Annotated in this window: 23 protein-coding genes and 1 pseudogene; 6 read left to right on the top strand and 18 right to left on the bottom strand. The window is 65.6% G+C overall.

Annotated features, from left to right (window positions below; all coding sequences use genetic code 11):
* Positions 1-26: 26 nt before the first annotated feature.
* The 7 genes and pseudogenes from ACKLLE_RS01745 to paaA form a co-directional block, all read right to left on the bottom strand.
* A pseudogene (locus ACKLLE_RS01745) lies at positions 27-1,595 on the bottom strand (cation acetate symporter); the annotation flags it as partial.
* Positions 1,586-1,894: a DUF485 domain-containing protein gene (locus tag ACKLLE_RS01740; RefSeq protein WP_009398359.1), complete on the bottom strand. Its 309-nt coding sequence runs from the start codon at positions 1,892-1,894 to the stop codon at positions 1,586-1,588. The pseudogene ACKLLE_RS01745 and the gene ACKLLE_RS01740, both read right to left, overlap by 10 nt.
* Positions 1,895-2,066: 172 nt before the next feature.
* Positions 2,067-3,143: a 1,2-phenylacetyl-CoA epoxidase subunit PaaE gene (gene paaE / locus ACKLLE_RS01735; protein ID WP_420056567.1), complete on the bottom strand. Its 1,077-nt coding sequence runs from the start codon at positions 3,141-3,143 to the stop codon at positions 2,067-2,069.
* Between the two features lie 20 nt (positions 3,144-3,163).
* A complete protein-coding gene (paaD, locus tag ACKLLE_RS01730) occupies positions 3,164-3,697 on the bottom strand; it encodes a 1,2-phenylacetyl-CoA epoxidase subunit PaaD (protein ID WP_420056566.1) in 534 nt (177 codons plus the stop codon).
* The gene (gene paaC / locus ACKLLE_RS01725) at positions 3,684-4,439 is read right to left on the bottom strand and encodes a 1,2-phenylacetyl-CoA epoxidase subunit PaaC (protein WP_420056565.1); all 756 of its coding nucleotides are present in this window, start codon (positions 4,437-4,439) and stop codon (positions 3,684-3,686) included. The genes paaD and paaC overlap by 14 nt, the downstream gene beginning before the upstream one ends.
* 11 nt (positions 4,440-4,450) lie before the next feature.
* Positions 4,451-4,732: a 1,2-phenylacetyl-CoA epoxidase subunit PaaB gene (paaB, locus tag ACKLLE_RS01720; RefSeq protein WP_009398366.1), complete on the bottom strand. Its 282-nt coding sequence runs from the start codon at positions 4,730-4,732 to the stop codon at positions 4,451-4,453.
* 23 nt (positions 4,733-4,755) lie between these two features.
* On the bottom strand, positions 4,756-5,745 hold the full coding sequence (gene paaA / locus ACKLLE_RS01715; RefSeq protein ID WP_279898671.1) for a 1,2-phenylacetyl-CoA epoxidase subunit PaaA: 990 nt from the start codon (positions 5,743-5,745) through the stop codon (positions 4,756-4,758).
* A 202-nt stretch (positions 5,746-5,947) separates the two neighbouring features.
* Here paaA and ACKLLE_RS01710 point away from each other — a divergent pair, with 202 nt between their 5' ends.
* Entirely contained in the window at positions 5,948-6,523 is a 576-nt protein-coding gene (locus ACKLLE_RS01710; RefSeq protein WP_420056564.1) for an NAD(P)H-dependent oxidoreductase, read from the top strand.
* A gap of 3 nt (positions 6,524-6,526) precedes the next feature.
* Positions 6,527-7,108: a TetR/AcrR family transcriptional regulator gene (locus ACKLLE_RS01705; protein WP_420056562.1), complete on the top strand. Its 582-nt coding sequence runs from the start codon at positions 6,527-6,529 to the stop codon at positions 7,106-7,108.
* A 110-nt stretch (positions 7,109-7,218) separates the two neighbouring features.
* Here ACKLLE_RS01705 and paaK read toward each other — a convergent pair whose 3' ends face one another.
* From paaK to paaF, 6 genes are all read right to left on the bottom strand, one after another.
* A complete protein-coding gene (paaK, locus tag ACKLLE_RS01700) occupies positions 7,219-8,538 on the bottom strand; it encodes a phenylacetate--CoA ligase PaaK (protein WP_420056561.1) in 1,320 nt (439 codons plus the stop codon).
* A gap of 73 nt (positions 8,539-8,611) precedes the next feature.
* Positions 8,612-9,823 (bottom strand): 3-oxoadipyl-CoA thiolase, encoded by a 1,212-nt coding sequence (pcaF, locus tag ACKLLE_RS01695; protein WP_420056560.1) that lies wholly within the window; start codon positions 9,821-9,823, stop codon positions 8,612-8,614.
* The gene (gene paaI / locus ACKLLE_RS01690; RefSeq protein WP_009398376.1) at positions 9,820-10,260 is read right to left on the bottom strand and encodes a hydroxyphenylacetyl-CoA thioesterase PaaI; all 441 of its coding nucleotides are present in this window, start codon (positions 10,258-10,260) and stop codon (positions 9,820-9,822) included. Before paaI ends, pcaF begins: the two co-directional genes overlap by 4 nt.
* Positions 10,253-11,770 carry a 3-hydroxyacyl-CoA dehydrogenase PaaH gene (paaH, locus tag ACKLLE_RS01685; protein ID WP_420056559.1) on the bottom strand — a complete coding sequence of 506 codons (1,518 nt, stop codon included), beginning with the start codon at positions 11,768-11,770 and terminating at the stop codon, positions 10,253-10,255. The genes paaI and paaH overlap by 8 nt, the downstream gene beginning before the upstream one ends.
* Positions 11,771-11,774: 4 nt before the next feature.
* On the bottom strand, positions 11,775-12,566 hold the full coding sequence (paaG, locus tag ACKLLE_RS01680; RefSeq protein ID WP_420056558.1) for a 2-(1,2-epoxy-1,2-dihydrophenyl)acetyl-CoA isomerase PaaG: 792 nt from the start codon (positions 12,564-12,566) through the stop codon (positions 11,775-11,777).
* Positions 12,567-12,594: 28 nt separating this feature from the next.
* Positions 12,595-13,365 carry a 2,3-dehydroadipyl-CoA hydratase PaaF gene (gene paaF, locus ACKLLE_RS01675; protein WP_420056557.1) on the bottom strand — a complete coding sequence of 257 codons (771 nt, stop codon included), beginning with the start codon at positions 13,363-13,365 and terminating at the stop codon, positions 12,595-12,597.
* A 238-nt stretch (positions 13,366-13,603) separates the two neighbouring features.
* Between paaF and paaY the strand changes: the two genes are divergently transcribed.
* On the top strand, positions 13,604-14,203 hold the full coding sequence (gene paaY, locus ACKLLE_RS01670; RefSeq protein ID WP_064301286.1) for a phenylacetic acid degradation protein PaaY: 600 nt from the start codon (positions 13,604-13,606) through the stop codon (positions 14,201-14,203).
* A gap of 76 nt (positions 14,204-14,279) precedes the next feature.
* Positions 14,280-15,203, top strand: a complete 924-nt coding sequence (paaX, locus tag ACKLLE_RS01665) for a phenylacetic acid degradation operon negative regulatory protein PaaX (RefSeq protein WP_420056556.1) — start codon at positions 14,280-14,282, stop codon at positions 15,201-15,203.
* A 12-nt stretch (positions 15,204-15,215) separates the two neighbouring features.
* Here paaX and ACKLLE_RS01660 read toward each other — a convergent pair whose 3' ends face one another.
* From ACKLLE_RS01660 to wecB, 5 genes are all read right to left on the bottom strand, one after another.
* The gene (locus ACKLLE_RS01660) at positions 15,216-16,307 is read right to left on the bottom strand and encodes a GGDEF domain-containing protein (RefSeq protein ID WP_420056555.1); all 1,092 of its coding nucleotides are present in this window, start codon (positions 16,305-16,307) and stop codon (positions 15,216-15,218) included.
* 124 nt (positions 16,308-16,431) lie between these two features.
* Positions 16,432-17,265, bottom strand: coding sequence for a DUF4434 domain-containing protein (locus ACKLLE_RS01655; RefSeq protein WP_420056554.1), 834 nt, complete (start codon positions 17,263-17,265; stop codon positions 16,432-16,434).
* On the bottom strand, positions 17,265-20,402 hold the full coding sequence (locus ACKLLE_RS01650; RefSeq protein ID WP_420056553.1) for an NfrA family protein: 3,138 nt from the start codon (positions 20,400-20,402) through the stop codon (positions 17,265-17,267). The genes ACKLLE_RS01655 and ACKLLE_RS01650 overlap by 1 nt, the downstream gene beginning before the upstream one ends.
* Entirely contained in the window at positions 20,399-22,573 is a 2,175-nt protein-coding gene (gene nfrB / locus ACKLLE_RS01645) for a cyclic di-3',5'-guanylate-activated glycosyltransferase NfrB (RefSeq protein WP_420056552.1), read from the bottom strand. Before nfrB ends, ACKLLE_RS01650 begins: the two co-directional genes overlap by 4 nt.
* Positions 22,570-23,724 carry a non-hydrolyzing UDP-N-acetylglucosamine 2-epimerase gene (gene wecB / locus ACKLLE_RS01640; protein WP_420056551.1) on the bottom strand — a complete coding sequence of 385 codons (1,155 nt, stop codon included), beginning with the start codon at positions 23,722-23,724 and terminating at the stop codon, positions 22,570-22,572. The genes nfrB and wecB overlap by 4 nt, the downstream gene beginning before the upstream one ends.
* Before the next feature lie 331 nt (positions 23,725-24,055).
* Between wecB and ilvA the strand changes: the two genes are divergently transcribed.
* On the top strand, positions 24,056-25,615 hold the full coding sequence (gene ilvA / locus ACKLLE_RS01635; protein ID WP_420056550.1) for a threonine ammonia-lyase, biosynthetic: 1,560 nt from the start codon (positions 24,056-24,058) through the stop codon (positions 25,613-25,615).
* Between the two features lie 79 nt (positions 25,616-25,694).
* Positions 25,695-26,843: an L-threonine dehydrogenase gene (gene yiaY, locus ACKLLE_RS01630; RefSeq protein ID WP_420056549.1), complete on the top strand. Its 1,149-nt coding sequence runs from the start codon at positions 25,695-25,697 to the stop codon at positions 26,841-26,843.
* The last annotated feature ends 114 nt before the right edge of the window (positions 26,844-26,957 follow it).

Genomic DNA, 26,957 nt, shown 5'->3' with positions numbered 1-26,957 from the left:
TTATTCCCGAGTCGTCGTTTGCGTGATTAGTGTTTGCTGGCGCTGGCGGCGCCGATGCCGGTCATGGAGCGGATGAACTGGGCCAGATAGCGGCCGCGTTCCTCGCTGGCCCGGGCCGAGCGGTCGGACACCGAGAAGGCCCAGGCGGCGAGGAAGGCCGCGCTCATGGAGAACAGCGCCGGGTTGGAGTAGGGGAACAGCGCCTTGTCGTGATGCAGAACGTTGACCCACACCACCGGGCTCAGCACCAGCAGGATCACCGCCGAAACCAGGCCGGCCAGGCTGCCGGCCACGGCGCCGCGGGTGGTCAGGCCCTTCCAGAACATGGACAGGAACAGCACCGGGAAATTGACCGAGGCCGCGATGGCCAGCACCAGACCGGACAGGAACGCGATGTTCTGCGACTCGAACATCAGGCCGAGGATGATCGCCAGCACGCCGATCACCAGGGTGGCAACACGGGAAACGCGGATCTCATCCTGTTCGCTCGCCTTGCCCTTGCGCACCACGCAGGCATAGAGGTCATGGGACACCGCCGAGGCGCCGGACAGCGCCAGGCCGGCGACTACCGCAAGGATGGTGGCGAAGGCCACGGCCGAGATAAAGCCAAGGAACAGGTTGCCGCCCACGGCCTGGGCCAGGTGCACGGCGATCATGTTGCCGCCGCCGATGATCGCGCCGCTGGCGTCACGGTAGGCAGGTTCAGTGCCGACCATGACGATGGCGCCGAAGCCGATGACGATCAGCAGCAGGTAGAAGTAGCCGATGAAACCGGTGGCGTAGAACACCGATTTACGGGCTTCCTTGGCATCGCTGACCGTGAAGAAGCGCATCAGGATATGCGGCAGGCCGGCGGTGCCGAACATCATGCCGAGGCCGAGGGAAATCGCATCCACCGGGTTCGACAGCAGCCCGCCCGGGGCCATGATCGCCGTGCCCTTGGCATGTACCGCCGCGGCGCTGGCGAACATCGCCTCGGTGCTGAAACCGAAGTGCTTGAGCACCATGAAGGCCATGAAGGTGGTGCCGGAAAGCAGCATGACGGCCTTGATGATCTGCACCCAGGTGGTGGCGAGCATGCCGCCGAAGGTGACGTAGAACACCATCAGCACGCCGACCAGGATCACCGCGTACAGGTAGCTGATGCCGAACAGCAGCTCGATCAGCTTGCCGGCGCCGACCATCTGCGCCACCAGGTACAGCAGGGCCACGGTCAGGGTGCCGAAGGCCGAGGTCAGGCGTACCGGGGTCTGTGCCAGGCGGTAGGAGACCACGTCGGCGAAGGTGTACTTGCCCAGGTTGCGCAGGCGCTCGGCGATCAGGAACAGGATGATCGGCCAGCCGGCCAGCACGCCCAGGGCGTAGAGCAGGCCGTCGTAGCCGTTGAGGAACATCATCGCCGAGATACCGAGGAAGGACGCGGCGCTGATCATGTCGCCGGCGATCGCCAGGCCGTTCTGCATCCCGCTCAGGCCGCCGCCGGCGGTATAGAAATCGCTGGCCGAGCGGGTGCGCAGGGCAGCCCAGCGGGTCACCCCGAGGGTGAAGACGGCGAACAGCAGGAACATGCCGATGGCGGTCCAGTTCATTGCGCGCACTCCTGCTTGACCTTGTCGTTGAGCGGATCGAGGACATTGTTGGCGCGGTATACGTAGATACCGGTGAGGGCGAAGGACAGCAGCACGATCAGCACGCCCACCAGCATGCCGACGCTGGTCACCCCGCCGCTGAGGGACTGGCCGAGGGTGCTGGGGGAAAAGGCCACGAGCAGGACGAAACCGTAGTAGATCACCAGCATGGCGGCGGTGAGGCTGCCATTGAGGCGGCGCTTGCGCCGCACCAGTTGCCGGAAATCGGGGTGGTTGCTGATGGATTCGATATCACTGGGGGTCATGGGTGCGCTCTCTTGATCTTGTTGTAGTTGTTGTGTCGTTCACGCTTGGGGGTATTGCTTTGTTCTTTCGGGCCTCATCGCTGCGGTTCGGCGGTCCGACAAGCCAGCTCCCACAGGGATCCCTGTGGGAGCTGGCGTTGCCAGCGATGAGGCCGGTACAGACGAAAAACCTTTAAAGCTGATCGAAATCCAGGACCACCCGCTCGCTCAGCGGATAGCTCTGGCACGACAGCACATACCCGGCCGCCACCTCGTAGTCTTCCAGGGCATGGTTGCTATCCATCTCCACTTCGCCCTCGATCACCTTGCACTTGCAGGTCGAGCAGACCCCGGCCTTGCACGAGTAGGGCAGTTCGGCGCCGATGGCATTGCCGGCATCCAGCACGCTTTGGCTATTGCGCGGCAGCTCGAAGGACAGCGCACGGCCGTCGCTGATCACGGTGACCTGGCTCATCGCCGAGTCCTGCTGCCGCGCCGCTTCCCGTGCCTGGCGCCGCTCGTCGCTGCCGGCGGCGGCAAACAGTTCGAAGTGAATCCTGTCCGCGGCCATGCCTCGTGCCTTCAGGGCGTCGCGCACGGTCTCGGTCATAGCCTGCGGACCGCAAATGAACGCCGCTTCCAGTTGCGGCACGTCGAGCCAGCGGCTGAACAGCTGCGCGCATTTGTCGGCATCGATGCGGCCGTTATAAAGGTCGATGTCCTGCTGCTCGCGGCTGAACACGAAGATCAGGTTGAGGCGTTGCAGGTAGCGGTTCTTCAGGTCTTCCAGCTGCTCGCGGAACAGCGCCGAGCCACTGGCGCGGTTGCCGTAGAGCAGGGTGAAGCGGCTGTTCGGTTCGGCTTCAAGGGTGGTCTTGACGATGGACAGGATCGGGGTGATGCCGCTGCCGGCCGCCACCGCCAGGTAGTGACCCTGACGCGCTGGATCCAGCGCGGTGTGAAAGCTGCCGGACGGCGGCATGACATCGATCACGTCACCGGCCGCCAGCACCTCGTTGGCGAAGGCGGAAAAGCGTCCGCCGACCACTTTCTTCACCGCCACCCGCAGTTCACCGTCGTTGACGCCGGTGCAGATCGAGTAGGAGCGGCGCACTTCTTCATCATCCAGGCGGGTGCGCAGCACCAGGTACTGGCCCTGGGTGAACCGGAAGGTCTCGCCCAGTTCACGCGGTACATCGAACAGGATCGATACGGCATCGCGTGTTTCGCTGCGCACTTGCTTGACGGTCAGGCTGTGGAACTGGCTCATGGGGAATCTCCAGCAAGCGCTCAAATGCACTTGAAATAATCGAAGGGCTCGCGGCAGTCGCAGCAGCGGTACAGGGCCTTGCACGCGGTGGAGCCGAACTCGCTGAGCACCTCGGTGTGGCTGCTGCCGCACTGCGGGCAGGCGATCACCTGAGGTTCGCCGAGCAGGCTGCGTTTGTTCGAACTGCCCAGTGGCGCGGCGATGCCGTAGGCGCGCAGGCGTTCACGGCCGCTGGCGCTGATCCAGTCGGTGGTCCAGGCCGGGCTGAGCTGACGCTTTAGCGCGGGCTCGGCGAAGCCGGCCTGTTCCAGCGCGGCGCGGATATCCTGCTCGATCACCTCGGTGGCCGGGCACCCGGAATAGGTCGGGGTCACGGTGACCTGCAGGTGGCCGTCGGCCCAGTCCAGAGCGCGCACGATGCCCAGGTCGACCACGCTGACCACCGGCACTTCCGGGTCCATGACCTGCTCCAGCACCGTCCACGCCTGGTGCAGGTCATCGGGCCGCGAGACGCGGGCGCCGCGGTCGCTGGCGATCAGCTCACCAGGTTGCATCGGGGTAGGCTCGCGGCAGGAACTGCATTTCCGCCAGCAGCAGGCCCAGGTGCTCGCTGTGCACGCCATGGCGACCGCTGAGGTAGAAGTGACTGGCCGCTGGCGGCACCGGTAGGGTGGCGCGCTCGAAGGTGGCTTCGACCTGCGTCTGCCAGTCCAGCGCGACCTGCTCCGGGTTGCCGATCACACCGCTGTGGAACAGGCGCTGCTCGAGCGCATCGGCCTCCACCAGCTCGACGGTATAGCGCCAGACCTGGGGCAGGGCGGCGAGCATGCGCTGGCGGCTCTCCTCGGTGCCGTCGCCCAGGCGCTCGACCCACTCGCTGGAGCGGCGCAGGTGATAGCTGACTTCCTTCAACGCCTTGCTGGCGATGGCCTGGAGACGCTCGTCGCTGGAACGGGCCAGGCCTTGCAGCACGGCGAAATGCCAGGCGTCGTAGAAGAACTGCTTGAGAATGGTCAGCGCATAGTCGCCGTTGGGTTGCTCCACCAGCAGCAGGTTGCGATAGGCGCGCTCGTCGCGGCGGAACACCAGGTGGTCGGCATCGCGGCCGTCAGCCCTCAGCTCGGCGGCATATTCCAGCCAGTTGCGCGCCTGGCCGACCAGGTCGAGGCCGACGTTCATCAGCGCCAGCTCTTCTTCCAGCGCCGGGGCGCGGCCGCACCACTGGCACAGGCGCTGGGCCTGGACCATGGCGCTGTCGCCCAGGCGCAGCAAATACTGGATCAGGTCGTCTGTCATGGGCGCCGTCATCACATATGCCCCACTTCAGGCGGCAGCTCGTAGAAGCTGGCGTGGCGATAGATCTTGTCTTCGGCAGGGGCGAACAGCGGATCCTTCTCGTCGGGCGACGAGGCAGTGATCAGCGCCGAGGGCACCACCCACAGGCTTACGCCCTCGTTGCGGCGGGTGTACAGCTCGCGGGCATTCTCGATGGCCATGGCGGCATCCGCGGCATGGACGCTACCGACATGCTTGTGGTTGAGGCCGTGCTTGCTGCGCACGAACACTTCGAACAGGGTCCATTCGGACATGGCGATTTCTCCTCGGACGGCGCTCAGGCGGCGTTTTTATTGGCTTTTTTCTTGGCGTGGGCGACAGCGGCAGCCCGTACCCAGGCACCGTCCTCGATGGCCTGGCGGCGGGTGGCGACGCGCTCCTGGTTGCACGGACCGTTGCCCTTGAGCACTTCGTAGAACTCGTCCCACTGGATCTGGCCGAAGTCGTAATGACCGCGCTCGGCGTTCCACTTCAGCTCGGGATCCGGGGCCGTGCAGCCGAGCAATTCCAGTTGCGGCACGGTCTGGTCGATGAAGCGCTGGCGCAGTTCGTCATTGCTCTGGCGCTTGATCTTCCAGGCCATGGACTGGGCGCTGTTGGGCGAGTGCTCGTCGCTCGGGCCGAACATCATCAGCGACGGCCACCACAGGCGGTTGATCGCGTCCTGGACCATGTCCTTCTGCGCCTGGTTGCCCTCGCGCATCATGGTCAGGAGGATTTCGTAGCCTTGGCGCTGGTGGAAGCTCTCTTCCTTGCAGATGCGGATCATCGCCCGGGAATAGGGGCCGTAGCTGGTGCGCTGGAGCACCACCTGGTTGACGATCGCAGCGCCATCCACCAGCCAGCCCACCGCACCGATGTCGGCCCAGCTCAGGGTCGGGTAGTTGAAAATGCTGGAATATTTTGCTTTTCCGCTATGTAGCTTTTCAATTTCTGTATCACGATCGGCGCCGAGGGTTTCCATGGCGCTATACAGGTACAAACCGTGGCCGGCCTCGTCCTGGATCTTCGCCATCAACTGCAGCTTGCGCTTGAGCGATGGGGCACGGGTTACCCAGTTGCCCTCCGGCAACATGCCGACGATCTCGGAGTGGGCGTGTTGGGAAATCTGCCGGATCAGCGTTTGCCGGTAGGCGTCCGGCATCCAGTTCTTCGCCTCGATCTTGATCTCGGCATCGATGCGCTCCTGGAAGGCGCGCTCCTGCTCGGACATCTCGTCGAGGGTCTTCAGGCGCTTGACGCCGGTTTCGACCAATTGTGCGTACATGTGTGTCTCCCGCCTTTTTGTCGTGGGGGGGCTTTGGGCGTGAGTACAGTTATAAGTGATACAAAACCAAATATCAAACACAAAAACACGTGTCGTAACTGGTTTGTGTATCGCATTGCGCGATGGCGGGTCGGGGGTTGCTAGATGTACCAATGGTATATACCTTTGGTACATCAATTCAGCCCTCGCAGGAGTACGTTCCATGCATGCCCTCATCGTGGTTGCCCATCCGGACACGCAGTCCCTGACCCATCGCGTCGCCGCCGAGCTGGCGGCAAATATCCCCGCGCCCCACGGCTTCGAGATCGCCGACCTGCATGCCGAAGGGTTCGATCCGCGCTTCAATCCGGACGACCTGGCGCTGTTCCGCAATCAGTCTCCGGTTCCGGCGGATGTGCTTGCCGAGCAGGCACGTATCGACCGCGCTGATGCGCTGGTGCTGGTGTTCCCGGTGTATTGGTGGTCGTTCCCGGGGCTGCTCAAGGGCTGGATCGACCGGGTGTTCAGTGGCGGCTGGGCCTATGACCAGGCCGAGCAGGGGCTGCTGCAGCGCCTGCCGGTCCACCTTGTGGCGATCGCCGGCGCCGGCCCGCAGACCTACGACAAGCACGGCTATTCGGTGGCCATGCATACCCAGATCGAACACGGGATCTTTGGCTATTGCGGTGCGCGGATGGCATCCTCGGTGCTTTTGACCCAGGCCGATGAAGATTTCCCCCAGGGGCATTTCGACACCGCACGGCGCCTGGGTCGCGAGTTGTTCGACAAGAGGACCTGAGGCATGAGTGATACCCGCAAGCGGCTGACCCGCGAGCAGCGTCTGGAGCAGTTGCTGGAGGTGGCCCGGCAGGTGATTGCCGAAGAGGGCAGCGATGCCCTGAGCCTGGGACGCCTGGCGGAAGCGGCGGGGATCACCAAGCCGACGGTGTATGACCACTTCGGCACCCGGGAAGGGCTGCTGACGGCGCTGTACCGGGATTTCGAGACACGCCAGAACCTGCTGATCGACGCGGCCATGGCCGCCGGCGAGGCCACGCTGGAAGGCAAGGCGCGGGCGATTGCCGACAGTTATGTCGATTGCGTGCTGGCCGAAGGCCGGGAAATCCCCGGGGTGCTGGCGGCGCTGGAGGGCTCGCCGGAATTGGCGCGCTTGAAGCGCGAATGCCAGCAAGACTTCCTGGGCAAATGCCGCGCGGTACTCGGGCCCTTTGCCGGGGCGCTGTCGAGCGCAGGGTTATGGGGCATGCTCGGGGCCGCCGACGCCCTGTCCGGGGCGGCGGTGGCCGGGGAGATCGGGCATGAGCAGGCGCGGGGGGAGTTGTTCGAGGTGATTGTCAGCCTGGTTTCGCGTAGCCAGGGGTAGGTCGCGTACCCCTGTGGGAGCGGGTTCACCCGCGATTGCGTCGGTGAGCTCACCATCGTCATCGCGGGTGAACCCGCTCCCACAGTGTCCGTGTACGGCTTTCGCGTGCTTCAGACCGCCTGCTTGCGCTTGTCATACACATGACAAGCCTTGCCCTCCGACCTTTTGATCGAATACGCCGGCTGCAACACGATCCGCGAGCTGATGCCGATGTGGGTCTTGATATGCCGGCTCAGCTCCGAACACACCTCCTTCTGCTGCGCCTCGCCCAGTTGCTGGTGCTCGCCACGCAGTTCGACATGGATGTCGATGCTGTCCAGGTTGCCGGTACGGTACAGGTGGATCTCGTAGCATTCGGCCAGTTGCTTGACCTTGAGCACCTGCTCCTCGACCTGGGTCGGGAACACGTTGACCCCGCGAATGATCAGCATGTCGTCGCTGCGCCCGGTGATCTTGTCGATACGCCGCATCGGCCGTGCGGTGCCCGGCAGCAAGCGGGTGAGGTCGCGGGTGCGGTAGCGCACCATCGGCAGCGCTTCCTTGCTCAGGGTGGTGAATACCAGTTCGCCCAGTTGCCCGTCGGGCAGCACCTCGCCGGTCACCGGGTCGATGATTTCCGGGTAGAAATGATCCTCCCAGACCGTCGGCCCGTCGCGGCTTTCCGCACATTCCATGGCCACGCCCGGCCCCATGATTTCCGAAAGCCCGTAGATATCCAGGGCGCTGATGCCCAGGCGCGCTTCGATCGAGGCGCGCAGCTCCGGGGTCCACGGTTCGGCGCCGAAGATGCCCAGGCGCAGGGCCAACGTGTGCGGGTCGATGCCCTGGCGTTCGATCTCGTCGGCCAGGTTGAGCATGTACGACGGCGTGACCATGATGATGTCCGGCTGGAAGTCGCGGATCAGTTGCACCTGCTTCTCGGTCTGGCCGCCGGACATCGGAATCACCGTGCAGCCCAGGCGCTCGGCGCCGTAGTGCGCGCCCAGGCCGCCGGTGAACAGGCCGTAGCCATAGGACACATGCACCTTGTCACCCTTGCGCCCGCCGGCGGCGCGGATCGAGCGCGCTACCAGGTCGGCCCAGGTGTCGATGTCCTTCTGTGTGTAGCCGACCACCGTCGGCTTGCCGGTGGTGCCGCTGGAGGCATGCAGGCGGACGATGTCGTGCTGGGGCACGGCGAACATGCCGAAGGGGTAGTTGTCGCGCAGGTCGTTCTTCACCGTGAAGGGGAACCTGGCCAGGTCGGCGAAATCCTTCAGGTCCGACGGATGCACGCCCAGCTCGTCGAAGCGCTGGCGGTACATCGGCACGTTCTGGTAGGCGTGGTCCAGGCTCCAGCGCAGACGCTCCAGCTGGTGGGCGCGGAGTTGGTCGATGCTGGCGGTTTCCATCGGGTCGAGCACGGAGGCGGGGGCAAGCTGCATGTTCATGGGTTCACTCTGCATGTTGTTCTTGTGAGTGCATGGCGCCCAGCATAACCCGGCGCCGGCGAGCGTTCTGTATTCAGTGGTCGAGTCGTTCGATGATCAGCGCCAGGCCCTGGCCAACGCCTATGCACAGGGTGCACAGGGCGTAGCGCCCCTGGCGCCGCTCCAGCTCGTGCAGCGCCGTGGTGACCAGGCGCGCGCCGCTCATGCCCAGCGGGTGACCGAGGGCGATGGCGCCGCCATTGGGGTTGACCCGCGGATCGTCGTCGGCCACCCCCAGCTCCCGCAGCACGGCCAGGCCCTGGGCAGCGAAGGCTTCGTTGAGTTCGATCACGTCCATGTCGGCCAGGGCCAGGCCGGTGAGTTCCAGTACCTTGCGCGTCGCCGGCACCGGGCCGATGCCCATGATCCGCGGCTCGACCCCGGCACTGGCCATGCCGATCACCCGGCCTCGGGCCGTAAGGCCATAACGCCTGGCGATTTCAGGACTGGCGAGGAGCAGGGCGCAGGCGCCGTCGTTGACCCCCGAGGCATTCCCGGCGGTGATGCTGCCGCCCTCGCGGAACGGCGTGCCAAGGCGCTGAAGTTGCTCCAGCGTGGTGTCGCCGCGCGGATGCTCGTCGTGCTCGACCAGCGTGTCCGGCCCCTTGCGCTGGGGAATCCGCACCGCAACGATTTCCTCGGCCAGACGCCTGCTGGCCTGGGCCGCCGCGGCGCGCTGCTGGCTGCGCAGGGCGAAGGCGTCCTGGTCGGCGCGACTGATAGCGAACTGCTCGGCAACGTTCTCGGCGGTCTCCGGCATGCTGTCGATGCCGTACTGGCGTTGCATCAGCGGGTTGACGAAGCGCCAGCCGATGGTGGTGTCGAACAGCTCGGCCTGGCGGGAAAAGGCGGTCTCGGCCTTGCCCATCACCAACGGCGCGCGGGACATCGATTCGACGCCGCCGGCCAGCACCAGCCCGGCTTCGCCGCAACGGATCGCCCGCGCTGCCGCGCCGACCGCTTCCAGCCCGGACGCGCAAAGGCGGTTAAGCGTGACACCGGGCACGCTGACCGGCAGCCCGGCCAGCAGCGAGGCCATGCGCGCCACATTGCGGTTGTCCTCGCCCGCCTGGTTGGCGCAGCCATAGAACACGTCATCGACCTGGCTCCAATCCACCTGGGGATGGCGTTCCATCAGGGCGCGCAGGGGAATGGCGCCGAGGTCGTCGGCACGCACAGTGCTCAGGGCGCCGGCATAACGGCCGATAGGCGTGCGTACGGCATCGATGATCAGGGCGTCGTTCATTTCAGGGTTTCCTCTGGCAGCACGGTGCCGCGTATCTGGTAGGACTTGCCACGAAACACGGCGATCAGCTTGCCGTGCTGGTTTTCGATGCGCACGTCGTAGACCCCGGTGCGCTTGCCCCGGCTCAGTTCGGTGCAGGTGGCGGTCAGGGTGTCGCCGGCAACGGCCGGGGCGACGTAGTCGATACTGCAACCCTGGGCCACGGTGGCGTCGTTGTGGCTGTTGCAGGCAAAGGCGAAGGCCGAGTCGGCCAGGGCGAACAGGAAGCCGCCATGACAGGTGCCATGGCCCTGGAGCATGTCGGCGCGCACGCTCATGCCCAGGGTGGCGCTGCCCGGCCCGCTGGCCAGCAGGCGCATGCCCAGGCCCTGGCTGGCGGCATCGCGGTCATACAGGGCCTGGGCGCAGCGGCTGGCCAGATCCAGACGGTCATTCATGAAAGGGCACTCCTTCGGCCAGTTGCCGACGCAGTTGCAGGGAAGGGCGGTAGCGTTCTTCGCCATAGGCGGCTTGCAGATGGTCAAGGACCCGGACCAGGGTGGCGGCACCCAGCTGGTCGGCCCAGGCCAGCGGCCCCTGCGGGTAATTGACCCCGGCGCGCATCGCCAGGTCGATATCCGCCGCCGAGGCCACGCCTTGCAGCAGGGCGTCGGCGGCTTCGTTGGCGAGCATGGCGACGGTGCGCAGTACGCACAGGGCCGGGCTGTCTCGCAGCGGGGTGGCGGCGATGCCAACTTTTTGCAGAAGCGCCACCACCTGGTCCAGCGCTTGGCGCGAGGTATCTGCCGAGCAACCGAGCGCGAGACGGGTACAGCTGCGGTAATCCAGCGCCAAGTCCAGCAGCACCAGTTGCTCCAGGCCTTCGTCGATACTGCGCTGGCTGGCGAGGCGACCGTCGCTCAAGGCGACCATGGCGTCACCAACGCGCAGCAGGCCACGCCCGGCGCGCCGGTGGATCTTCACCTGGTGTTCGGCCAGGCGCTCCAGCAATGGCTGCAATAGCCCGGCATCACCTTCGACGATCACCTCCGGCACGGCGGCCGTGCTATTCAGGCTGGCCGGCTGCGGTCGCAGCGCACCTTCGCGGTAATCGTAGAAACCACGTCCGCTCTTGCGCCCGAAATGCCCGGCGTCCACCAGTTCCTTCTGAATGAGCGAAGGCTGGAAGCGCATGTCCTGGTAATAGGCATCGAACACCGAGTTGGTCACCGCATAGTTGACGTCGTGCCCGATCAGGTCGGTCAGTTCGAAGGCGCCCATGGCGAAGCCACCTGCCTCGCGCAGCACGGCGTCGAGGCTGGCGCAGTCGGCAACGCCTTCCTGCAGCAGGCGAAGGCTCTCGGCATAGAAAGGCCGGGCCACGCGATTGACGATAAAACCTGGGGTCGAGCGCGCCAATACCGGCTTCTTGCCCCAGGCCTGGGCAGTGGCGAGGACCGTGGCGACGACATCGGCATCGCTGGCGAGCCCCTGGATCACTTCCACCAGTTGCATGACCGGGGCCGGGTTGAAGAAGTGCATGCCCACCAGCCGCTGCGGCCGCTGCATACCGGCGCCGAGGCGGGTGATGGAGATCGACGAGGTGTTGCTGGCAAGGATGCAGTCCGCAGTGCACAGCGCTTCCAGCCGCGCCAGCAGCGCTTGCTTGATTTCCAGGTTCTCGACGATGGCCTCGATCACCAGTCCGGCGTCCGCCAGTTGCTCCAGGCTGTCGGCCGGACGCAGGGCGGACAGGCAGGCATCCCGGGCCTGCACGCTCAGCTTGCCGTTGGCGACGCGCTTGCCCAGTTGTTTGCCGATGCCTTCGATGGCCTGGGCGGCAGCGCCCGGGCGATTGTCATGGAGCCAGACCCGGTGCCCGGCACTCGCGGCAACCTGGGCGATCCCCGCGCCCATGGCCCCGGCGCCGATCACCGCCACCGTCACGTTGTGGTCCAGTGCACTCATCGCCTCAATACCCCTTGAACGCCGGCGTGCGTTTTTCCACGAAGGCGGCCACGCCTTCGCGATAGTCCTCGCTGCGCCCGGCCAGGCGCTGCAGGTCGCGCTCCAGCATCAGTTGTTCCTCGAAGCTGTTGTCCAGGCTGGCATGCAGGCTGCGCTTGATCAGGCCCAGGCCGTAGGTGGGCTGGGTCGCCAGCTGGCGGGCGAGGGCGATGGCCTGATCGCGCAGTTCGGCGTCGTCCACCACCTTGTAGATAAGGCCCCATTCCAGCGCCTGCTCGGCCGACAAGCGTTCGCCCAGCAAGGTCAGGGCCTTGGCCCGGGCCATGCCGACCAGCCGCGGCAAGGCCCAGGTGCCGGCGGAATCCGGGATCAGGCCGATCTTGCAGAAGGCCTGGATAAAGCTGGCCGAACGCGCGGCGATGACCAGGTCGCAGGCCAGCGGGATATTCGCCCCGGCTCCGGCCGCCACGCCGTTGACCGCGCAGATCACCGGGATCGGCAGCTCGCGCAGGGTGCGGATCAGCGGATTGTAGAAACGCTCGATGGACAGGCCCAGGTCGGGCACCTCGGCGCCGGGGGCAACATTGCGCTCGCTCAGGTCCTGGCCGGCGCAGAAGCCGCGGCCTTCACCGGTCAGCAGGAGGACCCGAACCCCGGCATCGTTCTGCACGACCTTCAGCGCCTCGCGCACTTCCTGGTGCATCAGGGTGTTGAAGCTGTTCAGTTGCTCCGGGCGGTTGAGGCACAGGGTGGCGACCCCGGTCTCGATGGAAAACAGGATGTGCTGGAAGCTCATGAGGCTGTCCTCGGTGGCGAAAGGGGGCTTAGCGGCCGTGGAAGTCGGCGCGGCGTTTTTCCTGGAAGGCGCGGATGCCTTCGTTGCGGTCGGCGGTGCCGGCCAGCAGGGTGAAAGCGTGACGTTCGAAGCGCAGGCCGCTGGCCAGGTCGAGGTCCTGGGCCTTGAGCACGGCTTCCTTGGCCAGGCGTACCGCCAGCGGTGCCTTGTCGGCGATGTACCGAGCAATCTGCAGGGCGCGTTCGACGGTGAATTCCGGTTGGGTGATTTCGCTGACGAGGCCGGCCTCGAGGGCGCGCCGGGCGCTGATGGCCTCGCCGGTGAGGACCATCTGCATCGCCAGCGACTTGCCCACCGCGTGCAGCAGGCGCTGGGTGCCGCCTGCGCCGGGCATGATCCCCAGGTTGATCTCCGGCTGGCCGAAGCGCGCGTCGCTGCCGGCAATAAGGATATCGGCGTGCATGGCCAGCTCGCAGCCACCGCCGAGGGCGTAGCCGTTGACGGCGGCGATCAGTGGTTTGGCGAAGCGGGTGATCTGCTGCCAATGCTGCTGGCGCGGGTCGTCGAGCATGCCGACCAGGTCGCGCTCGGCCATTTCGTTGAGGTCGGCGCCTGCGGCGAAGGCCTTGCGGCTGCCGGTGATGACCACGGCGCGCACGGCTGGGTCCTCGGCGCAACGCTGCAGTTCTGCCGCCAGCTCACCCAGCAGTTCGGTGGTCAGGGCGTTCAGTGCTTGCGGACGATGCAGGGTGATCAGGGTTACCGCCTGATGCGCCTGCACCTCAAGGGTGTGCGGCATGACGTCGTTCCTCGCAAGGCTCGCCTGGCCCCGGGGCCGGCGTTTTTTATTGGACGGGCTGCTTGGCCCTTTCGCCAGAGTATAGGCATAATGCGATACAGAAAAACAACATTAATAATAAAAAACGTGTCTAATGGCTGGGTGCTCTTTTGAGGGTTCACCGTTATTGCTGGGTGAAACTGCTAACAAGGGTTTCTCCATGCGTGCCTGATGCGTATCGTTTTCGAGGAAATTTCTCATGGCTTGTTACAGTATCGATGGCCTGACCCCGGTGGTTCACCCCACCGCCTATGTGCATCCCTCGGCAGTGCTGATCGGCGATGTGATCGTCGGCCCGCAGTGCTATGTCGGGCCCCTGGCCGCATTGCGCGGCGACTTTGGACGTATCGTCCTGGAGGAGGGCGCCAACCTGCAGGACACCTGCGTGATGCACGGCTTCCCCGCCAGCGACACGGTGGTCGAGCGCAACGGCCATGTCGGCCACGGCGCGGTGCTGCACGGTTGCGTGGTCGGCGAGGACGCGCTGATCGGCATGAATGCGGTGATTCTCGACAATGCGCGGATCGCGCCGCGTTGTATCGTATCGGCCGGCGCCCTGGTCAAGGCGGGCTTCCAGTGCGAAGAGCAGTCCCTGGTGCTCGGCTCGCCAGCCAAGGTCACTCGTCGTCTCAGTGACGACGAGGTGGCCTGGAAGCAGACCGGTACCCGTGCCTACCAGCAACTGACCCGGCGCTGCCTGGAAACCCTGCACGAATGCGCGCCGCTGACCGAGGTCGAGGCCGGGCGCGGACGCTATCGTGACGACGCGGTGCGGCCGAAACTGCCCGGCGGTGCTTGAGCGTACCCGCGCGCCCGGAGCATGGTCATGCCGAGGGCGCGGGGGTATATTCCTTTCTTTTTCAAGCGGATCGCCTATGTCGTCGCTCACACCCCTGGACCACCTGATCGAGCGTTTCCAGCAACAAACCCCGATTCGCGCCAGCTCCCTGATCATCACCCTTTATGGCGACGCCATCGAACCTCGCGGCGGTACGGTGTGGCTCGGCAGCCTGATCCAGTTGCTGGAGCCCATGGGCATCAACGAACGCCTGATCCGCACCTCGATCTTCCGCCTGACCAAGGAAAACTGGCTGACCGCGGAAAAGGTCGGCCGACGCAGCTACTACAGCCTCACCGGCACCGGCCGGCGGCGTTTCGAAAAAGCCTTCAAGCGCGTCTATGCGGCCAACCCGCCGGCATGGGACGGTTCCTGGTGCCTGGCGGTACTGACCCAGTTGCCCCAGGACAAGCGCAAGCAGGTCCGCGAGGAACTCGAATGGCAGGGCTTCGGCGCCATCTCCCCGGGCGTGCTCGGCTGCCCGCGCTGCGACCGTGCCGATATCAACGCCACCCTGCAGGACCTCGGCGCCCAGGAAGAAACCATTCTCTTCGAAACCACCGCGCAGGATGTGCTGGCGTCCAAGGCCTTGCGCGCGCAGGTACGGGAAAGCTGGAAGATCGATGAACTGGCGAGTCACTACAGCGAGTTCATCCAGTTGTTCCGGCCGCTGTGGCAGGTGCTGAAGGACCAGGGCAGCCTTGATCCCAAGGCCTGTTTCCTGGCCCGGGTGCTGCTGATCCACGAATACCGCAAGCTGCTCCTGCGCGACCCGCAATTGCCGGACGAGCTGCTTCCAGGTGATTGGGAAGGCCGCGCCGCGCGCCAGTTGTGCCGCAACCTCTATCGGCTGATCCAGGGGCCGGCGGAACGGTGGCTGGAGGCCGCGATGGAGACGGCGGACGGGCCGTTGCCTGCGGTCAGCGAGGGGTTCTACAAGCGCTTTGGTGGTCTTGGCTAAGTTGCCACGACGCTACAGGGACTGTGCTGGCCTCCAAAGCACATAACGATCCTTCCCTGTCCGCTTGGCTTCATACAGCGCTGCATCCGCCCGCCCCAAGGCTTGGCCCAGGCTGTCCCCGGCGTCCATGCGGGTCAGGCCGATGCTCACTGTCACCGGATGTTCCCCTGGCGTTTCCCGGACCAGTGAGCACAGCGCCGCCAACCGCGCCTCGGTGGCGGCCTGGTCCAGACCCCACAGGTAGACCACGAACTCCTCGCCGCCCAGGCGCGCATAAACGAACTCGCCCATGCTCGCCCGGATAATGCCGGCGATGCGCTTGAGTACCACGTCGCCGCTGTCGTGGCCGAACTGGTCGTTGACCTTCTTGAAGTTGTCCACGTCGATCATCGCCAGGTAGCGCGCCGCACCCGGATTGTCGTCGTGCATATGCCGCTCGGCCTGGGCAACGAACGAGCGGCGGTTGGGGATCTCGGTGAGTACATCGATATAGGCCTGGTCCAGCAGCAGGCGCGACATGTGGAAATTCTGCAATTTGGCCTGGCGCTGGACGATGTAGCTGTAGAAGGTCAGGCCGGTGATGAAGGCGGCGTAGCTGATGATCATCAGGCCATGCAGGTCGAAGACCTCGTTGCCTTCGGCCTGGAACGGATTGAGCAGCAGCCAGGTGATCAATGCCGAGCAAAAGAACGACCAACGCCGTACCGGCAGCACGGACGTCGAGTAGAGGATGCTCGAAGCCGCCATGATCAGCCAGGCGGGCTGATGGGCTTCGGGCGTGCCGTCGACCACCATGCGTACGGCGAAGGCCATGAGGCTGACGAAGAACAGGTTGAGCCAGTTGAAATGCTCGGCCTGACGCACGAACAGCAGGATCACCGCGAGGATGGCCATGGCGCAGATCAACACCATTGAGCGCCAGGAAAAACCCTGGTGGCCGATAAAGCTCACCAGCAGGTCGAAGAGGATCCAGATGCCGATGCTCAGGCAGAACACCAGGATGCAGAAATGCCGCAGGCGCTCGAAGTCGTGCTGGCGGAATTCGGCGCGTACCGAGGGTGATGCGGAGCGATGGCGGACCTGGTTTTCTATGGTTTTGTACATGCTGCGTCCGTTACAGGTTCGAGAAGCGACACGGAACCCTGTGGGAGCGGGTTTACCCGCGATTACGGTAGCGAATTCACCGACGCAATCGCGGGTGAACCCGCTCCCACAGGGTTCCGTGTCGCTATTGAGAGCTGGGCAATACCTTCGCCCACGGCCGGTAGTTCAAGGCAAACACCGCCTGCTCATGACAGCCGTCCTGCAGCGCCGGCTGCTGCGGCACTGCACGAAACGGCTGCCCCTCGGTGCTGACCTGGCGAAACGCTTCGCGAATGATCCCTACCGTGCAGGGCAGCGCCCTGGCATAGCTGTCCCGTACCAGCGGCGGCAGGCGTCGGGTGCCGTTGCCGTCCTGCCACCAAAGCTTCAGGTTCAGCCCCGTCAAGCGTGCGAACCATTCGGCCTGCACCCCGGGCGCCAGCTTGCCGGTCGTGAATGCACTGAGGTGCAGCGGCGCATCGAGCTTGCGGTTGAAGGCCTGCAACTGAACGAAGAGCGCCTCCCGCCGATCGGCGGCCTGGAAATGCAGGTCATCCAGTTCCATCGGCAGGTACCAACCCGCCACCGACAGGCCCCACCGGCGCACCTCACGCTGCTGGGCGAGGGAATCGCCCAGTTGCGATTTCCAGTAGGCCGCCAGGCCGCCGGCATCCAGTTCGTTGATCCGGGTGTAATAAGCGCTGTCCAGGTACAACCCGACCACCAGCTCCAGCCCCTGGGCATGGGCCTCCTTAAGGCTCGCCGCAAGCCAGCCCCCGGCGCCGCCGAAGCGTTCGTCGCCATAGCGGGTCCATTGCACGATCAGGGTCTTGCCGCCATGGGCTACCGTGTCGTGCCATAGCTGGCGCCATTGCCCGGCGCTGAGCACGGCGTCGCGGCTCTGGGGTTGATAGATTACCCGCTGGTCGGCAGCGACCGGCAGGCAGACCAGCAGCAGGAAGAACAGGATACGGTGCATCAGAAGGTCAGCTCCACGCCCAGCAGCACGCCATTGGCGCGTTCGTACAGATTGCCGCCCAGGCCCTGCTGGTACTCGGTGCGTACCTTCAGCGAGCCACGGTAGGCGTTGTACCTGTCGTCATCGAACCACCATTGCCAGCGCAGGCCGATACCGACGCGCAGGTCCTGGCGCCAGTCGTTGTCCGGGTCCTGGCTGCCGAATTCGAGGAAGCCGTAGGGCATGACGGTTTGCGGCGAACGGGTGTCGAGCTTCCAGGTGTGGCCCTGCTGGTAGCGCGATAGCCACTGGTGATCGCCGGCCCGGGTCCACCAGGCGGCATCGAGGTACAGGAAGCGTTCGTTCCAGTCATCCTCGTCGACCCGCCAGTCGGCACGGTAGTCGCCCTGGTCGAAGAACGAGGCGGTGGCGCGCAGCAGCAGGTCGTTGCTGCTCGAGGCATGGCTGCGCAGGTCGCGCCAGTTGCGTCCGACCTTCGCCGGGCTGAACAGTTGGCCGAGGCTGAGGCTGTCGTAGTGGCTGTCGTCGATCTCGCGCTGGTGGTACAGCTCGCTGTACAGGTTGAGGTTGGCATTGCCCAGCGGCTTCCAGCGCAGGCCGATGCCGGTACCCATGCTTTGCGCGTAGTCACTGCGCCCGCTGCCGCCGAACAGGACCCGGCCATAGACCGAAAGGGTGCTGCCGTTGCGGCTCGGTTCGTCGCCCAGGGCGTGGTCCCACATGGCTACTTGTACGTTCTGCGATTGCGCGCGGCGCTGCGGATTGTCGCTCGCACGGAAGTTGTCGTTGGTCGAGGCGCCGGCCGGCGACCAGGTGCTGGCCAGGGTCACGGTGTCGCGTCGCGACAGGGTTTCGTGGGCGCGGCGCTGGCGGAATTTGCGTGCTTCCAGGCTGCCGTACTCGTCGTCGCCATCGACCAGGTCCTGTTCCACATCCAGCACCCGGCGCAGTTCCTGGCGTGCGGCGGCGCTGTCTTCGACCTCGTCGTAGCGCCAGGCCAGGGTTTCGCCGATACGGTAGTCCTCGGGGAAGCTGCGGGTGGCCTGTTCCAGGTAGGGGATGGACTGGCGGCGCACGGCCTTGTCGTCGCTGCCGGCCAGGCGCATGCCGTAGTCGGCGCGGTAGCGCGGCTGGTCCGGGGCCAGGCGCACGGCTTCGGCCAGCCAGGCGCTGCTCTGGGCCATATCGCCGGCTTTCTGCGCGGTGATCGAGGCGTCGTAGTAGTGCTCGGCACGCGGCTGGTGCTGCAGGGCCTGGCGGCGCCGCTCCAGGGACTGGGGCAGATCGCCGCGGCGTTCGGCGATGGTCGCACCCAGGGCCCAGTCATCGGCACCGGGGTGCGCGGCACGCCGCCAGTGCTGTTCGGCCCGTTCGGGGTTGCCGGCGTTCAGGGCGCTTTGCGCGGCGGTCAGGCGAGCGTTGTCGGTCCATTCGGCAGGCGCCAGGCTGTCGAAGATGCGCTGGGCGCCGGCTGCATCACCGCCCGCTTCGAGGGCATAGGCCAGGGGCAGGCGGCTGCCGCGATCGCCCAGGCGCTCGGCGGCCTGGTAGTAGACCACTGCTTCGCCAGGATGCTCAGGCATGGCGCAACGTCCCAGCGCCCGCAGTTGCCCCGGTTCCTTGGGGTCGGCAGGAATGGCTGCGCGCACCGCGTCGCACTGGCCGCTCTCGGCAAGGCGAGCCAGCACCAGGCCACGGCTGGCGGCATCGACCCGCGGGATCAGGGCGACGGCACGACGGCTGTCCAGAGGAACATCGGCCTGGCTGTAGAGCCCGGCCAGGCGTTGCAGCAGCGGGGCGGACAGGCGTCCCTGATGGCGGTCCCACGCCTGTTCCAGCAGCGACAGGGCCTCATGCTTGCGCCCGGCGTTCAGCATCAGATAGGTGGCCTGGTTCAGTGCGTCGAGGCTGCCAGTCTGGCGATAGAGGCTTTCCCATGCGGCGCTGGCATCACGGCCCTTGCCGCTGCCTTCCAGAAGTTGCGCGCGTTGCTGGAGAATCGCCGGGGTCTGTGGCTGGGCGGCCAGCCACTCCATGATCTGCCGGGTCTTGCCTTGCTCGCGCCAGACTTCCAGCAGGCGTTGCTGGCGCTGGCTGTCCCACGGCTGGGGCAGGCGCCGGCTTTGCAACAGATCATCGGCATGCAGGCGCTGGGCGAGGATCAGCCAGGTCTTCGGGTCATCCTCGGCGCGGCATTGACGCAACTGATCGAGGGCGTGCGGCGGATCGTTGCGCGATAGCCATTCGGCAGTTTCCAGGCACGGCTTGTCCAGGTCGTTGCTAAGCGCCCGAACCAGCGCGCCATCTTCGCTTTGCCGGGCCAGTTCCAGCAGTTGCTGGCGGTACTGCGGCCGCTCGCGGTCGGCCTGCGGCAGCGTTTGCAACCAGCGCCGGGCCTGTTGTTCATGGCCCTCGGCGAAGGCGCGGTCGACCATGGCCAGGCGGGTCCTGTGCGCGGCTTCCGCCGAGGGCGCCTTGTCCAGCAATTGCTGCAAGGGCGCTTCGTCGAGACGCTGCACGTAGGCGTTGGCCAGGCGCTGCCAGTCATCGGCCTGCAGTTGCCCCTTCGCTGCCAACGGCGCCAGTTGCGCTACGGTCTCGTTCCAGTCGCCGACCTGCTCGGCCCAGTTGGCCCGGGACTGGCGCAGGATATTGTCGTCGCCGGCCGGGCGCAGCTGGTTCAGCCAGTCGAGGGCCTTCTGCGGGCCGTAGTGCTTGCCCAGGCTCAGGCTGTAGGCCTGGCGCAGGCGGATGCGCGGGCTGATCTGGCTGTCGTTCATCCAGCCTTCGACCACCGAGGCTTCGGGCGGGTTTTCCTCGATCCGGATCAGGCGCAGCTCCAGCAACTGCTGGCTGTCCTTGCCTTGGGCGGCGGCCATCCGCTCGGCCTCGTCATAGCGTTTCTGGTGGGCCAGGGCCTGGATCAGCAGGCTGCGTGCCTCGTCGTTGTTCGGCACCTTGTCCAGCAGGTAGCGGGTGAGGCGCTCCACCTCCGCCCAGTTCTGGTTCTTCGCTTCGCGGTAGCTGCGGTCCATGTAGGGGAAGCTGCGGAAACGCTCGAAATCGCTCATCGGTGCGGCAACGCTGGCGCTGCAAGCCAGCAGGCAGGTCAGGAGCAAGGGCACGGGCTGCTTCATGCCACCTCCCGGACGATGCTGTACGCCGCTTGCTGCTCCGTCGCCTGTTCGGCCAGGGCTTCCTTGAGCACCTGTTCGGTGATGATGCCCCGTTCGATCAGGTAGTCGCCCAGGCTCACTTGCTCCGGGTCGAAGTCGATCATCACCTGGTTGAACAGGGTGGTCGGCACCATGCCGCGGGTTTGCAGGAGCGTGCCGAGCAGCACCTGGTGGCGGCTGACCCGTTCGATCAGCGCGGCATCGTCCTTGTGCCGTTCCAGGACCTGGAGCATCTGCCGGGTTTCCTCCTTCTGCCAGGGGCTGGGGTAGTGATAGCGCAGGCCCAGGGTGACCCGTCCCTGAGGCGCCAGGCGGCAGCTCACCGGGCGCTTCAGGTGGCGGGCGATGGCGCCCAGGGATACCTGGCTGACCGGGCTTTCACTGGCCAGGACCAGGGTCTGGCCGTGTTCCTCGACGGGCAGCACGCCGTAGTGCATGGCGATCTTGCGCGGCAGTTGGGCGATCAGGTGCGGATCGATATTGAACGGGTCCAGCGGGGCCCAGGGCAGGTCCAGCTGTTCGGCCAGGGTTTCCACCAGCTGTTCGCTGCTGATCAGCCCACGCACCAGCAGTTCGCGGCCAAGGCGGCGACGCTCCGGGGTGGTGATCGCAGCTTGCAGTTGGTCCTCGGTGATCAGCCCTTTGTCGATCAGGCGCCGGCCCAGCGGAGTACGCGCGGGCGCCGCGAGGGCAGGGAATTCATGGGTGGTCTTGTCCCAGGCAACCCGCCGCGAGTCGCCCATTTCCAGGACCTGGCGCAGGGCGCGGATATTGGCGAAGAAATTCACGAAGTTGCTCCACATCATCCGTGGTGCCGACAGCAGGCCCTCGAAAATCCCGTAGTAGCGGGTGACGAACCAGGCGCGCTGGAACAGGCGGTTGAGCAGGAGGAAACCGTTGAGCCAGAGCAGGGTGGTCAGCAACTGGCTGCCTTCGAGGATCGACGGGAAGCGCCAGGCTTCGGGGAACAACCAGGTGATCAGCCACATGCTCAGCAGTACCAGGAGCAGCAGGTTGACCAGGAAACTCAGCAGGTAGGCGAACAGGCCACGGCGGTCGCGCCACAGGAAGTAGTTGAGCGCGCCCTTGCGGCTCCAGCCGAGGTTGCTGGTGCCCTGGAAGACGATGCCGACGATCCAGCGCGATTTTTGCCGGATCGCGTGCTGCCAGTCCCGCGGGAAGTGCTCGCGCACGCAGATCACCTGGGCGAACGCCTTGCTCATGCCGGGCGCCCAGACCCGCTCCAGGGCCAGTTCTGGATCGCTGATGGAATAGCGGGCGAAGATGCACTTCATGCCTTTCTGCTTGAGGCGGAAGCCGATGTCGTAGTCCTCGGTGAGGCTCTGCACGTCGAAGGCGATGCCGTCGCCGTCTTCGAGCAGGGCGCCGATGGCGCGGCGGCTGAAGCAGGTGCCGACCCCGGCGCTGGGCACCTGGCCGGTCAGGGCCTCGCGCACGATCACGTCCTTGCCGTGGTTCTCGGCGAACTCGTCGACATAGTGCCCGGCAGTGAAGCCGCGCCACTCCGGGGCGAAGGGATAGACCGGGATCTGGATCATGTCCTTGGCCGGCAACAGGTAGTTGAACAGGCGCAGTTCCATGGGCGAGATCACGTCTTCGGCGTCATGCAGGATGAAACCGGCGAATTCGATGCGGGCGTCCCGTTCGAAGCGCAGGATGGCGTCGATCACGTTGTTCAGGCAATCGGCCTTGCTGGTCGGGCCGGGGCGGGCGCAGACCACCTTGTGCACGTTGGGATAGTGCAGGCACACGGCATCGACGTCGGCCTGGGTCTGCGGGTCGTTGGGGTAGGTGCCGACGAAGATCTGGTAGTTCTCGTAGTCCAGGGTCGAGGCCGCCAGGCGGGCCATTTCGCCGACCACGCCAACCTCGTTCCAGGCGGGAACCATGATCGCCAGGGGCTTTTCCTGCACCTCGAACAGGCGCTTTTCGTCGGCATGTTCGTGCTTGCCGTAGACCCTGAAGCTGCGTACCAGCTTGCGTACCCAATAGACGATATCGATGAACAGGTCATCCAGGCCGAGGATGAACATCAGCGTGGCGAGGATGATCGCCAGCCATTTCAGGCCGTAGAGGACATAGGTGAGGACATCGACCCAGAACAGGCTCATGAGTCGTGGCGCCCGTCGGCGTTTTCCTCGAGCCAGCGGCTCAGTCGTTCGGCGATGCGCTCGCTGGCACGGCCGTCTCCCACGGGGAAGAACACTTTGCTCATGCGTTGGTAGGTGTCCGGGTCATCGAGCAATTGCCGGGTTTCCTTGACGATGCGTTCGGTCTGGGTGCCGACCAGGATCACCGTGCCCCCTTCGAGCACGGCCGGGCGCTCGGTGACCTTGCGCAGCACCAGCACCGGCTTGCCCAGCGCCGGGGCCTCCTCCTGGACGCCGCCGGAGTCGGTAAGGATCAGGTAGGCGCGGTCCATCAGCCAGACGAAGTGCTGGTAGTCCTGCGGGGCGACGAGGTGGATATTCGGCTGGTTCGACAGCACCGAGTACACCGCCTTCTGGACCTGCGGGTTGAGGTGCACCGGGTAGACGAACTGCACGTCCGGATAGCGCAGGGCCAGTTCGGCCAGGGCCAGGCAGATGCGCTCGAAGCCGGGGCCGAAGTTTTCCCGGCGGTGGCCGGTGATCAGGATCAGGCGCTGGTCGTCGCGCAGCTTGCTCAGGGGCGAGTCCGGGGCCGGGTGCCATTGGCTGTGCTTGAGGTGATCGCGCATCCACAGTAGGGCGTCGATCACCGTGTTGCCGGTAACTTCAAGATGCTCAAGGGGCACGCCCTCACGCAGCAGGTTGTCACGCGCGTCCTTGGTGGGCGGGAAGTGCAGGTCGGCGATCACCCCGGTAAGGCGCCGGTTGGCCTCCTCCGGCCAGGGCTGGCGCAGGTTGCCGGTGCGCAGGCCGGCCTCGACATGGGCAATGGGGATCTGCCGGTTGAAGGCGGCCAGGGCGGCGATGAAGCTGGTGGTGGTGTCGCCGTGGACCAGCACGATGCGCGGCCGGATCCGCTCGTAGGCGGCATCGATATGCGCCAGCAATTGCTGGGACAGGCTGTTCAGGGTCTGGTTCTGGGTCATCACCTGCAGGTCTTCGTCGACATGCAGGCCGAAGTCGTTTAGCACCTGCTGGAGCATTTCGCGGTGCTGGCCGGTGGAGCAGATGCTCAGGTCGATATCCGGCCATTCACGCAGAACCCGGGCCAGCGGCGCCATCTTGATCGCTTCCGGGCGGGTGCCGAACACCATCATGACTTTGTAAGGCATTCCTTCGCTCATGGTCCGGTCCCTCTGAGGTTTCGAGTCATACGGGCGTGCATGGGTGCAGGATTTGATACAAGCAGGGGACTTGTGGGTTGTCCAATCCGGCAAGAGGGATATTGCGGGCCGTTGGCAATCTTTCGAATCAATCGTTGACTTGGCAGAACGCTTTCGCTAGCTTCGCTGGCATGAACACATTCCAGCACCTGCCCGCCCACAGCATTATTACCGCCATTATCCGATTGGCGGGCTAGCTGGCAGCTGCACCTAACCCGCCCTGGAGGCGGGTTTTTTCTTTCTCGACTCCCGGGCCCTTGCAAAAGACCAGGAGTCATCGATGACCAGTCTCACCGTAAGCCCCCCTAGCCTCGGCGCACCGAACCTGCTATCGGACTATGTGCGTCGCATCCTGTCCGCCCCGGTGTATGACCTGGCCATCGAAACCCCGTTGCAGCCAGCCCGGGCCCTGTCCGCGCAGCTGGGCAACCAGGTCCTGCTCAAGCGCGAGGACCTGCAACCGACCTTTTCCTTCAAGATCCGCGGCGCCTACACCCGTCTCAGCCGCCTGAGCCCCGAGCAGCGTGCCCGCGGCGTGATCACCGCATCCGCCGGCAACCATGCCCAGGGCGTCGCCCTGGCCGCCCGCGAGCTGGGTATCGTGGCGACCATCGTCATGCCCGAGACCACCCCGGCGCTGAAGGTCGAAGGCGTGCGCTCCCGTGGCGGCCATGTGGTGCTGCATGGCGATGCCTTTCCGCGCGCCCTGGCCCATGCCTTGCACCTGGCCCAGCGCGATGGCGCGACCTTCGTCCCGCCCTTCGACGACCAGGACGTGATCGCCGGGCAGGGCACCGTCGCCATGGAAATCCTGCGCCAGCAACCCGGCGCGCTGGATGCCATCTTCGTCCCGGTGGGCGGCGGTGGGCTGATCTCGGGGATCGCCGCCTACGTCAAATACCTGCGCCCCGAGGTCAAGGTGATCGGTGTCGAGCCGCAGGATTCCAACTGCCTGCAAGCCGCCCTGGCGGCCGGCGAGCGAGTGGTGCTGGCCCAGGTCGGGACCTTCGCCGATGGCGTGGCGGTGGCGCAGATCGGCGCCCACTGTTTCGATATCTGCCGGCATTACGTGGACGAAGTGATCACCGTCAGCAGCGACGAACTCTGTGCAGCGATCAAGGATATCTACGACGACACCCGCTCCATCACCGAGCCGTCGGGAGCGCTCGCCGTGGCCGGAATCAAGAAGTACGTGGCCGCCCGGGGCGTGCAGGGCCAGACCCTGGTGGCGATCGATTCCGGCGCCAATGTCAATTTCGACCGCCTGCGCCATGTCGCCGAGCGCGCCGAACTGGGCGAGCAGCGCGAGGCGGTGATCGCGGTGACCATCCCCGAGCGCCCGGGCAGCTTCCGCGCCTTCTGCCAGGCCCTGGGGCGGCGCCAGATCACCGAGTTCAACTACCGCTACCACCCGGGCAAGGAGGCGCGGCTGTTTGTCGGGGTCCAGACCCATCCGCTGACCGACCCGCGCGAGGCCTTGGTCGCCAGCCTGCGCGAGCAGGGCTACGAGGTGCTCGACCTGACCGACAACGAACTGGCCAAGCTGCATATCCGCCATACCGTCGGCGGCCATGCCGGGCCGGGCGCCGAGGAGCGCGTGCTGCGCTTCGAGTTCCCCGAGCGGCCGGGGGCGCTGCTGGGCTTCCTCGAGAGCCTTGGCAAGCGCTGGAACATCAGCCTGTTCCACTACCGCAACCATGGCGCCGCCGATGCCCGGGTGTTCGCCGCCCTCGAAGTGCCGGCGGACGAGCGTGCCGACCTGCCGGGCCTGCTCGATGCCATGGGGTATCGCTACTGGGACGAGACCGATAATCCGGCTTATCGCCTGTTCCTTGGCTGAGGTTGTCCTGGATCAACACCTGCCGCTCATTCCAGGCGGATGCTGAAAGCATCGAGATAGAGCCACTGAGGGATTAGCCATGAGCAGCACGTTTTTCATTCCGGCCGTGAATATCATGGGCATCGGCTGCCTTGACGAGGCGATGACGGCAATCGTCGGCTACGGCTTTCGCAAGGCGTTGATCGTCACCGACGCCGGCCTGGCCAAGGCCGGTGTCGCGCAGCGGATCGCCGAGCAACTGGCGGTGCGCGATATCGATTCGCGGGTGTTCGACGGCGCCAGGCCCAACCCGAGCATCGCCAACGTGGAGCAGGGCCTGGCGCTGCTGCAGCGGGAAAAATGCGACTTCGTCATCTCCCTGGGCGGTGGGTCGCCCCATGACTGCGCCAAGGGCATTGCCCTGTGCGCCACCAATGGCGGCAGGATTGCCGACTATGAGGGCGTCGATCGCTCGGCCAAACCGCAACTGCCGTTGGTGGCGATCAACACTACGGCCGGGACGGCCAGCGAGATGACCCGCTTCTGCATCATCACCGACGAAGCGCGGCACGTGAAAATGGCCATCGTCGACCGCAATGTCACGCCGATCCTCTCGGTCAACGACCCGGCGTTGATGGTCGCCATGCCCAAGGCCCTGACGGCCGCGACGGGCATGGACGCCCTGACCCACGCAGTGGAGGCCTATGTCTCGACGGCTGCCACGCCCATCACCGATGCCTGCGCGTTGAAAGCCATCGAGCTGATCAGCGGCAACCTGCGCCAGGCGGTGGCGAACGGCCAGGACCTGCCGGCACGGGAAGCCATGGCCTACGCCCAGTTTCTTGCCGGCATGGCCTTCAACAATGCGTCGCTCGGCTATGTGCACGCCATGGCGCACCAGTTGGGTGGTTTCTACGACTTGCCCCATGGCGTGTGCAACGCGGTGTTGCTGCCCCATGTGCAGCGCTTCAATGCCAAGGTTTCGGCGGCGCGCCTGCGGGATGTGGCCGCGGCGCTGGGCGTGGAGGTCGCTGAACTGAATGCGGAGCAGGGCGCGGCGGCGGCCATCGCGGCGATCGAGCAATTGAGCCGGGACATCGATATTCCACCGGGACTGGCTGTGCTCGGGGCCAAGGTCGAGGATGTGCCGATCCTGGCGAGCAATGCGCTGAAGGATGCCTGCGGCCTGACCAATCCGCGGCCGGCGAGCCAGGCGGAGATCGAGGCGGTGTTCAAGGCGGCGTTCTGATCGGAGGGCCTCATCGCCGGCAACGCCGGCTCCCACAATGTGCACGTGCACCGCGAAACCTGTGGGAGCTGGCTTGCCAGCGATGAGGTCCTCAGCAACACCCCAGGTACATTG

This window comes from Pseudomonas bharatica, assembly GCF_048586865.1.
Classification (GTDB): domain Bacteria; phylum Pseudomonadota; class Gammaproteobacteria; order Pseudomonadales; family Pseudomonadaceae; genus Aquipseudomonas; species Aquipseudomonas bharatica.
The sequence above is the reverse complement of the archived record's forward strand: the minus strand, read 5'-3'. Positions and strand labels throughout refer to the sequence as shown.

Excerpts from the sequence above, each read along its gene's own strand:
- ACKLLE_RS01660 (WP_420056555.1), bottom strand. The coding sequence starts at position 16,307 with ATGTACAAAACCATAGAAAACCAGGTCCGCCATCGCTCCGCATCACCC.
- ACKLLE_RS01740 (WP_009398359.1), bottom strand. The coding sequence starts at position 1,894 with ATGACCCCCAGTGATATCGAATCCATCAGCAACCACCCCGATTTCCGG.
- ACKLLE_RS01655 (WP_420056554.1), bottom strand. The coding sequence starts at position 17,265 with ATGCACCGTATCCTGTTCTTCCTGCTGCTGGTCTGCCTGCCGGTCGCT.
- paaC (WP_420056565.1), bottom strand. The coding sequence starts at position 4,439 with ATGACAGACGACCTGATCCAGTATTTGCTGCGCCTGGGCGACAGCGCC.
- pcaF (WP_420056560.1), bottom strand. The coding sequence starts at position 9,823 with ATGAACGACGCCCTGATCATCGATGCCGTACGCACGCCTATCGGCCGT.
- paaX (WP_420056556.1), top strand. The coding sequence starts at position 14,280 with ATGTCGTCGCTCACACCCCTGGACCACCTGATCGAGCGTTTCCAGCAA.
- paaY (WP_064301286.1), top strand. The coding sequence starts at position 13,604 with ATGGCTTGTTACAGTATCGATGGCCTGACCCCGGTGGTTCACCCCACC.
- wecB (WP_420056551.1), bottom strand. The coding sequence starts at position 23,724 with ATGCCTTACAAAGTCATGATGGTGTTCGGCACCCGCCCGGAAGCGATC.
- ACKLLE_RS01710 (WP_420056564.1), top strand. The coding sequence starts at position 5,948 with ATGCATGCCCTCATCGTGGTTGCCCATCCGGACACGCAGTCCCTGACC.
- paaA (WP_279898671.1), bottom strand. The coding sequence starts at position 5,745 with ATGTACGCACAATTGGTCGAAACCGGCGTCAAGCGCCTGAAGACCCTC.
- paaG (WP_420056558.1), bottom strand. The coding sequence starts at position 12,566 with ATGAGCTTCCAGCACATCCTGTTTTCCATCGAGACCGGGGTCGCCACC.
- ilvA (WP_420056550.1), top strand. The coding sequence starts at position 24,056 with ATGACCAGTCTCACCGTAAGCCCCCCTAGCCTCGGCGCACCGAACCTG.
- yiaY (WP_420056549.1), top strand. The coding sequence starts at position 25,695 with ATGAGCAGCACGTTTTTCATTCCGGCCGTGAATATCATGGGCATCGGC.
- paaE (WP_420056567.1), bottom strand. The coding sequence starts at position 3,143 with ATGAGCCAGTTCCACAGCCTGACCGTCAAGCAAGTGCGCAGCGAAACA.
- nfrB (WP_420056552.1), bottom strand. The coding sequence starts at position 22,573 with ATGAGCCTGTTCTGGGTCGATGTCCTCACCTATGTCCTCTACGGCCTG.
- ACKLLE_RS01650 (WP_420056553.1), bottom strand. The coding sequence starts at position 20,402 with ATGAAGCAGCCCGTGCCCTTGCTCCTGACCTGCCTGCTGGCTTGCAGC.
- paaH (WP_420056559.1), bottom strand. The coding sequence starts at position 11,770 with ATGAGTGCACTGGACCACAACGTGACGGTGGCGGTGATCGGCGCCGGG.
- paaF (WP_420056557.1), bottom strand. The coding sequence starts at position 13,365 with ATGCCGCACACCCTTGAGGTGCAGGCGCATCAGGCGGTAACCCTGATC.
- paaK (WP_420056561.1), bottom strand. The coding sequence starts at position 8,538 with ATGAACATGCAGCTTGCCCCCGCCTCCGTGCTCGACCCGATGGAAACC.
- paaB (WP_009398366.1), bottom strand. The coding sequence starts at position 4,732 with ATGTCCGAATGGACCCTGTTCGAAGTGTTCGTGCGCAGCAAGCACGGC.
- paaD (WP_420056566.1), bottom strand. The coding sequence starts at position 3,697 with ATGCAACCTGGTGAGCTGATCGCCAGCGACCGCGGCGCCCGCGTCTCG.
- paaI (WP_009398376.1), bottom strand. The coding sequence starts at position 10,260 with ATGAATGACCGTCTGGATCTGGCCAGCCGCTGCGCCCAGGCCCTGTAT.
- ACKLLE_RS01705 (WP_420056562.1), top strand. The coding sequence starts at position 6,527 with ATGAGTGATACCCGCAAGCGGCTGACCCGCGAGCAGCGTCTGGAGCAG.